The sequence below is a fragment of the Streptomyces sp. NPDC055632 genome (genome assembly GCF_053618675.1).
On sequence record NZ_JBSHHY010000010.1, the window covers coordinates 64,042 to 76,429 of the forward strand.

Below are 12,388 nucleotides of genomic sequence, written 5' to 3' on the forward strand. Positions count from 1 at the left end.
CACGCACCGATGGAGAGGAACGACATGTTGTCCGCACTGTTCCACAAGCCGCAGACACCGGAACCCACGGCGATCCGCGAAAGCGCGGCGCCCCCGAACCCGGCCGCCTGGCCCGACTCCTACCGGAAGGAGCTGCTCGACCGGGTCGCCGAGCACGGCGCGGTCCTCGTCGGCGGACTGGACCTGCGGGGCGCGGCCGACGTCGAGACGGTCGTCCGCAAGGTGACCGACCGCCCCGTGCGGGAGACGGAGGGCTTCGCCCCCCGCGAGACGCGCGGCGAGGGCCTCTACTCGTCGGCCGTCTGGCCCGCCAACCAGCCGATGTGCATGCACCACGAGCTGAGCTACGCGCGCCACTGCCCCGGACTGCTCCTGTTCGCCTGCCTGGAACCGCCGACCGACGGCGGAGCCACCGCCCTCGCCGACGCCGCCGCCGTCCTGGAGGCCCTTCCCGCCGGCCTGGTCGAGCGCTTCGAGGAGGAGGGCTGGCTGCTCGAACGCTCCTACAACGGCGAGATCGGCGCCACCCTGCCCCAGGCGTTCGGCACCGAGGACCGCGGAGCCGTCGACGCGTACTGCCGGGCCAACGACATCGAGACCGCGTGGCAGCCCGACGGGACGCTGCGCACGCGCCAGCGGCGCGCCGCGGTGGTGCGGCATCCGGACAGCGGCCGACGCTGCTGGTTCAACCAGATCGCCTTCCTGAGCGAGTGGACGATGGCCCCCGAAGTGCGGGAGTTCCTGATCGAGGAGTACGGCCCGAACGGCCTGCCCTTCACCACGCGCTACGGCGGCGGCGACCCGGTGCCCCGGGACGTGGTCGAACGGATCAACGCGGCCTACGACGGGGCGACGGTCCGCCGGCCGTGGCGGGCCGGTGACCTGATGATCGTCGACAACCTGCGCACCGCCCACAGCCGGGAGGCCTACACGGGGCCGCGCGACGTCCTGGTGGCCATGGCCGAACCGATCGGCCGACCGTCCCCGGACGGATCGTCGAGGAGGGCCGAGGCATGACCGTTTCCGTCGCCGCACCCGTGGTGCCGCCGTTCGCCGTCGTTCCCGGACGGCAGGTCAAGGAGGTCCTCCACGGCCGGGAGAGCGCCGTGACGAAGGTCGTCGAGGACACCTACCGGCTGCACGCCGAAGGACACACCGTCAACCCGCCCTCCTCCTTCCTCCGGTTCACCGACCGGCCCGCGTCGCGCATCATCGCCCTCGCGGCCTCCCTGGGAGGGGACGAGACCCGGGTGGACGGCCTCAAGTGGATCGCGAGCTTCCCCGCGAACGTGCGGTCGGGCATTCCCAGGGCCTCGGCCGTCCTCATCCTCAACGACCCCGTCACCGGCTACCCCTTCGCCTGCATGGAGAGCTCGGTCATCAGCGCCGCCAGGACGGCCGCGTCCGCGGCGGCGGCGGCCGACCGGCTCAGCCGGGGCCGGCCGCGGCCCACCCGCGTCGGGTTCGTCGGCACCGGCCTGATCGCCCGCTACATCCACACCTATCTCGCCGGCACCGGATGGACGTTCGAGCACACCGGCGTCCACGACCTGTCGGCGGACAGCGCGGCCGGCTTCCGGCTCTACCTGGAGCAGGCGGGGAACACCGGGCCCGTCACCGTGCACCACGACGCCGAGACGCTGATCCGCACCAGCGACCTGGTGGTCTTCGCGACCGTCGCCGGCCGACCGCACGTCACCGATGCCTCGTGGTTCGACCACAACCCCCTCGTGCTGCACATCTCGCTGCGCGACCTCGCACCCGAGGTGCTGCTGTCCGCGACCAACATCGTCGACGACGTCGAGCACGTCCTCAGGGAGTCGACCTCGCCCCACCTCACGGAACGGCTCACCGGCAACCGGTCCTTCCTCGACGGCACGCTCGAGGACGTCATGGCCGGACGCGTGACGCCGCCGCCGGACCGCCCCGTGATCTTCTCGCCCTTCGGGCTCGGAGTCCTCGACCTCGCGGTCGGCAAGTACGTCTACGACGAGGTGGCCCGATCGGGCCGACTGCTGCTCGTCGACAGCTTCTTCGACGAGCTGAACCGCTACGGATGAGGCGGTCCCGTCCTGCCGGACCGTTCGGCCGGACCGTCCGACCACGAGAAGGAGAGCACCGTGACCGTCATATCCGTCCCGCAGGCCTTCAACGAGGAGGACCTGTACGTCGACCTCGGGCCGACGACCGGGCACCCCCTGTTCCTCAAGTGCGAGGGCTTCAACTTCGCCGGCTCCATCAAGCTGAAGGCGGCGACCGAGATGGTGGAGGCCGCCGAGCGGAGCGGGATCCTCACCGAGGACTCGATCCTCGTCGAGTCCTCCTCGGGCAACCTCGGCGTCGCGCTGAGCATGATCGCGGCCGGCAAGGGCTACCGCTTCCTCTGCGTCACCGACTCCCACTGCAACCTGACCACCCGTCTGATGATGGAGGCCATGGGAAGCGACGTGCACGTCGTCTCCGACGAGGCGGGCGGCAACGGCCTCCTCGGTGCACGGCTCGCCCTCGTCCGCGCCCTGTGCGCCTCCGACGACCGGTGCGTGTGGCTCAGCCAGTACACCAACGCGAACAACTGGAAGGCCCACTACCGCAGGACGGCGCCCGCCATCGCCCGCGCGTTCCCGCAGCTCGACACCCTCTTCGTCGGCGTCGGCACCACGGGGACCCTGATGGGCTGCGCCCGGTTCTTCCGCGCCTGGAACCCGGCCGTGCGCATCGTCGCCGTGGACAGCGTCGGCTCCGCCATCTTCGGCGGCGCACCGGGACGCCGGATGATCCCCGGCCTCGGCATGAGCATGAAGCCGCCGCTGCTCGACGAGGCGTACGTGGACGAGGCGGTGGCCGTCGAGGAGGCGGACACCGTGCGCACCTGCCGCATGCTCGCCCGGCGCGGGTTCCTCTTCGGAGGCTCCACCGGCACGGTCGTCAGCGGCGCGACCGGCTGGCTCGCCCGCCACGGCACCCGGGGGACCACCGCCGTCGCGATCGCCCCGGACCTCGGCGAGCGCTACCTCGACACGATCTACCAGTCCAACTGGGCGCAGGCGCTGTACGGCGACGACGTCCTCCTGCCGGACAGGAGGACCGTCGACGCGGGCGGGGCGGGGACCGGGCGGTGAGCGTCGTCCCCGTGCCGCGGAATCGTCACCTCCTGTGCCGTGAAGGGGTACGGCGCGGTGGCCTGGGCAGGAAACCGCTGGTCCGGGCGGCGTACGCGGCGTAGCCGGGGCGGTCGGCCATGCGCTTCTCCAGCAGGCGCTTGCCGCTGCCGACGGTCAGCAGCAGGGTCATGACGACCGGGGAGACGAGCCCGGCGAGGGCCGTCTGCCAGGTGGTGCAGGCCAGGAGGTACAGGCCCCACCAGACGAGGGCGTCACCGAAGTAGTTCGGGTGGCGGGTCCACGCCCACAGTCCCCGGTCCATGACGCGGCCGCGGTGCGCGGGGTCGGCCTTGAACCGGGCCAGCTGGTGGTCGCCGACGGCCTCGAAGACCAGCCCGGCCGCCCACACGGCCACCGCGACGGCGTCGAGCGGGCCCAGCGGCGAGGGGCTGTGGGCGGCGAGCTGGACGGGCAGCGAGATCAGCCAGACGAGGCCCGCCTGCAACAGGTACACGGTGCGCAGCGCGTACCACGTGCGGTTGCCCGGAGCCTTGTCGAGGAGTTCGGTGTAGCGCGGGTCCTCGCCGTGGCCCCGGGAGCGGTGGGCGATGTGCAGCGAGAGCCGCAGGCCCCAGACGACGGTGGCCGCGGTGACCAGCAGCCGCCGTCCGTCGTCGCCGTGCCCGTCGGACAGCGCGAAGGAGACGACGGCGACGGCGCAGAAGGCGAGGCCCCAGGCGATGTCCACGATCCGGTGCAGGCCCAGGCGGACGGCGACGGCGAACGTGACGAGCAGGACCGCCACCGCCGCGGCGGCCGTGGCGAGGAGGCAGGGGACGAGCGCGCCCCAGTCGGGCGGGTTCACGGCCGGCCGTCCGGGCCGTACCAGACGGCGGGAGTGGGCGGCACGCCCGAACCGCCCTCACGGGTGGGGCGGACGGCGAGGATCTGGTCGACGCCCATGCGCCGCTCGGAGAAGGCGAGGGAGGCACCGGCCAGGTAGAGGCGCCAGACACGGCAGGTCGTCGTGCCGACGAGGGCCTCGAACCGGGGCCACTCGGATTCGAGCCGGTCGCGCCAGGCGTCGATGGTCCGCGTGTAGTGCTCGCGGACGGACTCGACGTGGCGGGCCTCGAAACCGGCGGTCTCCAGCACGTCCACGGTCCGGCCGACGGGGCGCATGTGCATGTCGGGGGCGATGTAGGTCTCGATGAACGGCCCTCCGCCCGGCGCGTTCGCGCCCCGGGACATCTGCTGGACGAACAGCCGGCCGCCGGGGCGCAGCGCGCCGTGCAGCTTCGCCGCGAACTCCGGGTACTCGGCGTCGCCGACGTGCTCGCCCATCTCGACGGTGGACACCGCGTCGAAGCCCGCCGCGTCGATGTGGCGCCAGTGCCCGTGCTCGACGTCCACGAGGCCGGCCACGCCCTCGCGGACGCACCGGTCGGCGACGAAGTCCCGCTGGGCGCGGGAGAGGGTGACGGCGGTGACGCGGACCTTGTGCTCGCGGGCCGCGTGCACGGCGAGCGAGCCCCAGCCGCAGCCGACGTCGAGCAGCCGGTCCCCGGCGCGCAGGCCGAGTTTGCGGCAGATCAGTTCGAGCTTGTCCCGCTGGGCCTCGGCCAGACCGTAGGAGGGGTCGTCGGGGCGGGTCCAGTACCCGCACGAGTACGCCATCGACTCGTCGAGCAGCAGGGCGTAGAAGTCGTTGGAGAGGTCGTAGTGGTGGCTGATCGCGGCCCGGTCGCGGCCCGTGGTGTGCAGCCGTCCGCCGAGGCGGGCGCGGCCGTCGGGCCGGCGCGGCGGCGGTCCGGCCGCGCCCAGGCCCAGGGCGAGGGCGCCGGCCGCCGCCAGGGCGGCCGGTCCCGGCCGGACGGTCCCCTGGTCGCGGACGGCACGGCCCGCACGGGACAGGGCCCGGGCGAGGTCTCCCTCGACGTCGAGGTCCCCGGTGACGTACGCCTCCGCCAGGCCCAGTTCGCCGGGCTGCCACAGCAGGCGGCGCAGGGCCGCGGGAGAGCGGAGCGAGACGTGGGGCGCGTCGGCGGGGCCGGCCGTGCTGCCGTCCCAGGCGCGCAGCCGTACCGGCAGGGGGCCGGTGACGAAGTGGCCGAGCAGTTCGGCGAGACGGTCGGCGGCGGGCCTCATCGGGGGGTCCCTTCGGTCAGGAGGATCTGGCGGACGTCGAGGTAGCCGGAGCGGAAACCGGCTTCCGAATAGGCGAGGTACAGCTCCCACATGCGCCGGAAGACGGCGTCGAAGCCGAGGGCGGCGACGTCGTCGCGCCGGGCGGTGAACCGCTCCCGCCACAGGCGCAGGGTCTCCGCGTAGTGCGGGCCGTATCCGTTGTCGGCGACGGTGCGCAGTCCGGCGGCGGTGGAGTGTTCGTCGACGGCCTCGCGGGAGGGGATCAGGCCGCCGGGGAAGACGTACTTGCTGATCCACGTGTGGGTGGCGGCGGTGTGCAGCATCTGCCGGTGGCCCATGGTGATGGTCTGGAGGGCGATCCTGCCGCCGGGGGCGAGCGCGCCGCGCAGGGTCCGGAAGTAGGAGGGCCAGTACTCGGCCCCGACCGCCTCGATCATCTCGACGCTGACGACGGCGTCGTGGCGGCCCTCGGCGTCCCGGTAGTCGCGCAGCTGGATGTCGACCCGGTCGGCCAGGCCGGCCTCCCGCACGCGCGCGCGTGCGAGGTCCGCCTGTTCGCGGGAGAGGGTGAGGGTGGTGACCCGCGCGCCCCGGGCCGCGGCCCGCAGGGCGAGCTCGCCCCAACCGGTGCCGATCTCCAGGAGTCTCGTGTCCGCGCCGACCCGGGCGAGGTCCAGGAGCCGGTCGATCTTGCGGTGCTGGGCGTCCCGCAGGGACGTGAAGCGGGCGGGGAGGGCGGGGAACAGCGCGGAGGAGTAGGTGAGGGTCGGGTCGAGGAACGTGGCGAACAGCTCGTTCGACAGGTCGTAGTGGCGGTGGACGTTCTGCCGTGCCCCGTCGGGGGTGTTGCGGTCGGCGGCCGGCCGGGACGGCACCCACAGGGAGCGCAGCCGGCGCAGCGGGGCGGGCACGAGGTCGTCGACGTGCTCGGCGAGGCGGGTCAGGACCCCGGGCAGGTCGTCGCTGTCCCACTCCCCGGCCATGTAGGACTCGCCGAAGCCGATCAGGCCGGCGCTGCCGATCCTGCGGTAGAAGGCGTCCGGATCGTGGAGCACGAGGCCGGGCCGGGACGGTACGGCGGGGTCCGCGACGCGCTCGGGCGCGAGGAGCGACAGGTCCTTCAGCGCCTTGCGCACCAGGTGGCGGGCGAGGGCCGTCCGGCCGGGCGTCGCCTTCGGCGGCCGGGCCACGTCCGGCCATCGGCCGGCGTCCACGACGCCCACGGTGTCGGCGGGGCGAACGGCCGCGACCGGACCGGGCTGGACCGGCACGGACGCGGCCCGCCGCGGAGCGCGGGCGCGATCGGGGAAGACCGGGGAGGAGGGGTTCACAGCGGGGTGTCCTTCTGCGTGGGGTGCGGTGGGGTCAGCGCGTGCGGGCGGCCGGTCGGCCGCACGGCCGGGAGGGCGGGCCGTCCTCGGGGCGGGGCTGTACGGGCAGGCCGCGCAGCCACAGGCGGATGCCGTGGCGGCGGATCCCGGCCCACACGGCGGCGGTCGACCACGGCCTGCGCACCGCGCACCCGAGGAGGGCGGCGACGGTCGCGGGGCGCCGGCGGCCCCGTACGGTCGCGGTGAACGGACGGCCGTCCTCGGTCCGCAGCCGCACCGCCAGGCGCAGTCGCTCGCCGGGCAGCGGCAGGCGCATCCGGTAGCTGCCCTCGACGCCGAAGAACGGGGAGACGTAGAAGGTCTTGTCCGCCTCGGCGGTCCCCTCGTCGTCGGGGCGGAGCAGGTAGCAGTGCCGCTGCCCGTACGTGTTGTGGACCTCGGCCACCACGCACACCAGGGCGCCGGAGGCGTCGTGGCACCAGTACACGCTCAGCGGGTTGAAGACGAAGCCGAACACCCGCGCGTGCGCGAGCATCACGACGCGTCCCCCGCCCAGGTCGACACCGTGCCCGGCCAGGTACGCGTCGAGGCCCGCCCGGATCGACCCGGCGCGGCCCGTGAAGTGGTCGCGGGCGTCGAAGCGGGCCAGCGGCCGGAGCGGGGCGGGCAGCACGGGCAGCGCGTCGAGGTCCACGCACCACAGGTACGTGCGGTGCCGGAAGGAGTGGCGCAGCGGCGCGGTGCGCGCGTGGGCGACCACGCACTCGTACAGCGCGGGCGTCGCCGGACCGGCTCCGGTCACCACCTCACTCCCAGGGACAGCGCGGCGAGCACGCCGGAGCGGCAGCCGTCCTCGTGGAACCCCCAGCCGTGCCACGCGCCCGCGTACGCCGTCACCCCCGTGTTCAGCCCGGGGAGTTCCCTCTGCGCCGCGACCGAGGCGGGTGTGTAAACGGGGTGTTCGTACACCATGCGCTCCACCACCCGGTCCGGGGCGACGAGGTCGTCGCCGCCGAGGGTGACGACGTACTCGGCCCCGGCCGGCAGGCGTTGCAGGCGCCGCATGTCGTAGCTGACCCGCACCGGGTCGGTGGAGGGGTCGCAGCCGGTCAGGTGGTAGTTCCAGGACGCCCGGGCGCGCGGCGAGCGGGGCAGGACGGAGGTGTCGGTGTGCAGCACGGTGGGGTTGCGGGAGTACGTGAAGGCGCCGAGCACCCGCCGTTCGTCGGGGGTCGCGTCGGCGAGCATCCGCAGCGCCTGGTCGGGGTGGGTCGCGACGACGACGGCGTCGTACGTCTCGGTGACGCCGTCCCGGGTGGTGACGAGCGCGCCGCGGCCGGTCCGCCGGACGGTCTCGACGGGGCTGGCCGCGAGGACGCGCTGAACGTGCTTGGCGGCGGTGGCGACGTAGGCGGCCGAGCCGCCGGTGACGGTCCTCCACCGCGGGGACCCGGTGACGGACAGCAGGCCGTGGTGGTCGAGGAACGCGAAGAGGTGGGCGGCCGGGTACACGAGGGCGGTGCGGGCCGGGCAGGACCACACCGCCGACACCAGCGGGAGCGCGAAGTGGCTGACGAAGTAGGGGGAGAAGCCGTTGTCGCGCAGGAAGTCCCCGAACGTGACGCCCGGATCTCCCCCTCGGGCCAGCAGGCGCCGGGCCGCCCGGTGGAAGGCGGGGACCTCGGTCAGCAGCCGCAGATGGCGGCCGCGCAGGGCGGCGCGCGAGGCGAAGAGCCCGGCGGGCCCGCGGGCGCCCGCGTACTCCAGCGCGCAGCCGTCGCACCGTACCGACATGCTCATCTCGGTGTCCTGCGTGGCGACGCCCAGTTCGTCGAAGAGCCGCAACAGGGTCGGGTAGGTGCGCTCGTTGTGGACGATGAAGCCGGAGTCCACGGACACGGGCCGGCCTCCGGGCCCGGCCAGTTCCCGGGTGTGGGCGTGGCCGCCGAGACGTCCGTCCGCCTCGTACAGGGTGACTTCGCGCGCGGAGGACAGGACGTAGGCGGCGGTCAGCCCCGCCACCCCGGCGCCGACCACTGCCACCTTGCGTTGTTCCACACGCGTCTCCCGCCCTCCGACACGCCGCGGCCGCGACGTGATTCACCCGTACTTCGCAGCCGCCGGGCGGATGGATTGGGCAGTGATCTCCGAAAGCGCTGTGACGGACCGGGGTGTGACGCCGGGTGAGGCCCCGGAAACAGGCCGTTCACCGCGAGCGGGCCCTGCGGGAAACGAGCCGTTCCTAGCGTGTCCGCTCATGGATGCGAAGTCGTATACACGGCCGGACGCGTTCCGGGGTCCGGCCGCGGCGTCCGCTCCCTCGCCGCGCGGAACCGCCCGCGGGGACGGGGACTCCCCCTCACGCCCACCCGCACCCCCGAAGGAATGATCATGACCACCACCGAATCACCGGTGCGGACCACGGCGTCGCCGACGTCCCAGGCGACGAAGGAGACCCTGGAGGACTACACCCTCCGCTTCGCGCCCCGCACCTACCGCCGCTGGTCCCCCATGGTCGTGGCCACCACCGCGCTCGGCGGCATCGCCTACATGGCCGACTTCTCCATCGGCGCCGGCATCGGCCTCGCACACGGCACCGGCAACGCGCTCGTGGCGATCGCCGTCGCCGCGGTCGTCATCTTCGTCACCGGCTTCCCCCTCGCCTACTACGGCGCCCGCTACAACATCGACCTGGACCTGATCACCCGCGGCTCCGGCTTCGGCTACTACGGCTCCGTCCTCACCAGCGTCATCTTCGCCAGCTTCACCTTCATCTTCTTCGCCCTCGAAGGCTCGATCATGGCCCAGGGGCTGAAGCTGGGCCTCGGACTGCCGCTGTGGCTGGGCTATCTGGTCTCCACGCTGATGGTGATCCCCCTGGTGATCTACGGCATGAAGGCGCTCAGCAAGCTCCAGGTGTGGACGACCCCGTTCTGGCTGGTCCTGATGGTCGCCCCGCTGGTCTACCTGGTCGCCAACGACCCGGGCAGCGTCGACCGCTTCCTCTCCTACGCGGGCACCGACGGCGAGGGCGGCGTCAACACCGCGTCCGTGCTCCTCGGTGCCGGCGTGTGCCTCTCGCTCATCGCGCAGATCGGCGAGCAGATCGACTACCTGCGCTTCATGCCTCCCAAGACCGAGGCCAACAAGCGCACCTGGTGGACCGCCGTCGTCATGGCCGGCCCCGGCTGGGTCGTGCTCGGCGCCCTGAAGCAGGCCATCGGCGTCTTCCTCGCCGTGTACATCATCGCCGAGGTCGGCGCGGAGGCCGCGCCCGAGCCGATCCAGCAGTTCCGCAGCGCCTTCGACGCGATGATGCCGTCCTGGATGGTCGTCCCGCTGGCGGTGGTCCTCGTGGTCATCAGCCAGATCAAGATCAACGTCACCAACGCCTACTCGGGCTCCCTCGCCTGGACGAACTCCTTCACCCGCGTCACCAAGCACTATCCCGGCCGCATGGTCTTCGTCCTGGTCAACCTCGGCTTCGCGCTCGTCCTGATGGAAGCCGACATGTTCAGCTTCCTCAACGACATCCTCGGCTTCTACTCCAACTGCGCCATCGCCTGGATCGTCACCGTGGCCACGGACATCGGCGTCAACAAGTACCTGCTGAAACTCTCCCCGCTCCAGCCCGAGTTCCGCCGCGGCATGCTCCACACGGTCAACCCGGTCGGCGTCGTCGCCTTCGTCGCCGCCTCGGGCCTGTCCATCGCCCTGTACTTCCACGCCCTCGGCGACACCCTCCAGCCGTACTCCCCCGTCGCCGCGGCCGTCATCGCCTTCGTCCTCACCCCGCTGATGGCGATCGTCACCCGGGGCAAGTACTACCTGCGCCGCACCGCCGACGGCATCGACGAGCCCCTGCTCGACGCCGGGGGCAACCCCAGCGGGACGACGTACGACTGCCACGTCTGCCACCAGTCCTACGAGCGCCCCGACCTCGCGGCCTGCGCCACCCACGACGCCGTCGTCTGCTCCCTCTGCCTGAGCACCGACAAGGCCGGCGACCACGTCCTGCCCGCACAGCCGTCGCCCGCCTGAGCCTCCGCCGCCGCCCGGGGAATCGTCACCGCGCTCGACGCCCTGCTCGCCGCCGACCCGGGAGAGTCCGCCCGCAGCGCCCACGCCCTGGCACTGCGCGTGGCGAAGGAGACCGGCCACCCGATGAGGCTCAAGGCCACCGGCGACCGAGACGACGATCCTGGTCGCCCCGGCCACCCAGGAAGCTCAACCGCACCTGACGGCCGGAGTTTCCCTTGTCGGTGTCCGCCGACCTCCCCAGGGCAACCCGTCCAGTAGCCACCCAATCAATGCCCTGGCCCTTGCACCGAAGAGGACGGCTCGGTGACGAAAAATCACGGGCCATCGGGCGCGGGGAACAAGTAAGCAGGACTCCCGATCTCGACCACTGAACCATAAGGAAGAGAAACACCCTTACGGGACCTTTGCCGGTTTCAGCAAAAGTGGTTTACCGAGAGCCCGACCCACGATAGAACTGCAGGTCAAGGAGTCTGCTCCCCGCACCCGCGGGGATGGTCCCGGCCCGGACCGGACGCTCTTCACCGTCACCGACTGCTCCCCGCACCCGCGGGGATGGTCCCAGCTCGTGCTGACGGGTCTCCACGTCGAAGTGCTGCTCCCCGCACCCGCGGGGATGGTCCCGTCGCCGATGCCGGATGGACGGTGAGCGAGGTCTGCTCCCCGGCACCCGCGGGGATGGTCCCTGCCCGAAGTACGCGATGGCCTGGCGTAACCGCTGCTCCCCGCACCCGCGGGGATGGTCCCTCCTGCGGGGAACGGTGCTGCTGATCGACGGCCTGCTCCCCGCACCCGCGGGGATGGCCCCGCTGTCCTGCGCGCCGTCACGCGGGACAAGGTCTACCCCACACACACCAGCAGGGATAAATTGCCGAAAAACATATCCCCAGAAGGGAAGTTGACCGGATAAACGGACAACGGCTGCCCCTATCGGGGCAGCCGTGAACCGGGCTAACGCCAGTTCGAGAAGAAGCAGAGGACCGATGAAACGATGATCCCTAGAGCGGCCAGGACGACCTGCCACCACTCTGGACGTCTCCACCATTTCGCATCGCCCGACTCGCCTTCTGACGCTGTGTCGCCGCGTTGGCCATCGCTTGGGAAAATCGCCGGCAAGGCGACCTGCCTCTTCTGTGACTGCATGCGAATCTGCCCGATCCCTTCTGAGGCGCCTTACCCGGATGCAGGCGAGGCGGGACACCTTTGACCTGATGAAACCAATCGAGCAACGATTTAAGAAGGATGTAGTGGAGTGGTCTACTCAATCTAACCAGAAGGCCTAACTCACCCAACGGACGGCGGGTCCGCGGCCTACGTCATCGCGTTTGTTACCGTGACACACCCCAGGCCTGCGGGGATGGTCCCGATGTAGTGGACTGGTTGAGTTTTCTCAACACTTTGCTCCCCACCACCATGGGGATGGATCGGCACACTTACCATGACGGATCCTAGTGCTTCGACCCCTTCTCCCCGCGGGCCTCGGGACCCAGATCCTGCTGGCCTCGCCACGTTGGTCAAGCGTGCGGAAAAGCCCGCGACACCCCCGTGGGTTTCATCACGATCCGATACCGCGATCCTCGTTAAAGACCTTCTGACAGCATCGGCATTAGAGGCGACCACCCCTTGCCTTCCATACAGGCCACTAGACCATTACCCATCCGTACGTCACCGCGCTCGGCAGCCTCCCGCCCGAACCCTGCGGGCCCCGTCAGCGCCCTCCTCATCGCGGTTTCCAAGCAGGTATCCGGGCCTTCCCACATTGTTCCGAAT

General features: G+C 71.7%; 9 protein-coding genes. 4 read left to right on the forward strand and 5 right to left on the reverse strand.

From position 1 onward, the window contains the following. Nucleotides 1-24 precede the first annotated feature (24 nt). Genes ACWGSR_RS15780 through sbnA form a run of 3 tightly spaced genes read left to right on the forward strand, consistent with a single transcriptional unit; the run spans nucleotide 25 to nucleotide 3,119 of the window. The gene (locus ACWGSR_RS15780; protein WP_453566874.1) at nucleotides 25-1,017 is read left to right on the forward strand and encodes a TauD/TfdA family dioxygenase; all 993 of its coding nucleotides are present in this window, start codon (nucleotides 25-27) and stop codon (nucleotides 1,015-1,017) included. Further along, on the forward strand, nucleotides 1,014-2,060 hold the full coding sequence (sbnB, locus tag ACWGSR_RS15785) for a 2,3-diaminopropionate biosynthesis protein SbnB (RefSeq protein ID WP_376238151.1): 1,047 nt from the start codon (nucleotides 1,014-1,016) through the stop codon (nucleotides 2,058-2,060). Before ACWGSR_RS15780 ends, sbnB begins: the two co-directional genes overlap by 4 nt. Before the next feature lie 60 nt (nucleotides 2,061-2,120). Then, complete coding sequence (gene sbnA / locus ACWGSR_RS15790) at nucleotides 2,121-3,119, forward strand: 2,3-diaminopropionate biosynthesis protein SbnA (protein WP_376238148.1); 999 nt, start codon at nucleotides 2,121-2,123, stop codon at nucleotides 3,117-3,119. A 25-nt stretch (nucleotides 3,120-3,144) separates the two neighbouring features. Here the strand turns inward: sbnA and ACWGSR_RS15795 are convergent, their stop codons facing one another. From ACWGSR_RS15795 to ACWGSR_RS15815, 5 genes are read right to left on the reverse strand one after another with little or no spacing between them, the layout of a single operon-like run. Then, nucleotides 3,145-3,966 (reverse strand): DUF1295 domain-containing protein, encoded by an 822-nt coding sequence (locus ACWGSR_RS15795; RefSeq protein WP_453566876.1) that lies wholly within the window; start codon nucleotides 3,964-3,966, stop codon nucleotides 3,145-3,147. Continuing rightward, a complete protein-coding gene (locus ACWGSR_RS15800) occupies nucleotides 3,963-5,249 on the reverse strand; it encodes a class I SAM-dependent methyltransferase (protein ID WP_453566878.1) in 1,287 nt (428 codons plus the stop codon). Before ACWGSR_RS15800 ends, ACWGSR_RS15795 begins: the two co-directional genes overlap by 4 nt. Then, a complete protein-coding gene (locus ACWGSR_RS15805) occupies nucleotides 5,246-6,580 on the reverse strand; it encodes a class I SAM-dependent methyltransferase (RefSeq protein WP_453566880.1) in 1,335 nt (444 codons plus the stop codon). The genes ACWGSR_RS15800 and ACWGSR_RS15805 overlap by 4 nt, the downstream gene beginning before the upstream one ends. 34 nt (nucleotides 6,581-6,614) lie before the next feature. After that, a complete protein-coding gene (locus tag ACWGSR_RS15810; RefSeq protein WP_453566882.1) occupies nucleotides 6,615-7,382 on the reverse strand; it encodes a DUF1365 domain-containing protein in 768 nt (255 codons plus the stop codon). Next, on the reverse strand, nucleotides 7,379-8,638 hold the full coding sequence (locus ACWGSR_RS15815; protein ID WP_453566884.1) for an NAD(P)/FAD-dependent oxidoreductase: 1,260 nt from the start codon (nucleotides 8,636-8,638) through the stop codon (nucleotides 7,379-7,381). The genes ACWGSR_RS15810 and ACWGSR_RS15815 overlap by 4 nt, the downstream gene beginning before the upstream one ends. Nucleotides 8,639-8,971: 333 nt before the next feature. Here ACWGSR_RS15815 and ACWGSR_RS15820 point away from each other — a divergent pair, with 333 nt between their 5' ends. Further along, nucleotides 8,972-10,621 (forward strand): purine-cytosine permease family protein, encoded by a 1,650-nt coding sequence (locus ACWGSR_RS15820; protein ID WP_453566886.1) that lies wholly within the window; start codon nucleotides 8,972-8,974, stop codon nucleotides 10,619-10,621. Nucleotides 10,622-12,388: the final 1,767 nt, after the last annotated feature.

Bases quoted from the DNA above. Each gene is read 5' to 3' on its own strand.
- ACWGSR_RS15820 (WP_453566886.1), top strand. From the start codon at position 8,972: ATGACCACCACCGAATCACCGGTGCGGACCACGGCGTCGCCGACGTCC.
- ACWGSR_RS15800 (WP_453566878.1), bottom strand. From the start codon at position 5,249: ATGAGGCCCGCCGCCGACCGTCTCGCCGAACTGCTCGGCCACTTCGTC.
- ACWGSR_RS15780 (WP_453566874.1), top strand. From the start codon at position 25: ATGTTGTCCGCACTGTTCCACAAGCCGCAGACACCGGAACCCACGGCG.
- sbnB (WP_376238151.1), top strand. From the start codon at position 1,014: ATGACCGTTTCCGTCGCCGCACCCGTGGTGCCGCCGTTCGCCGTCGTT.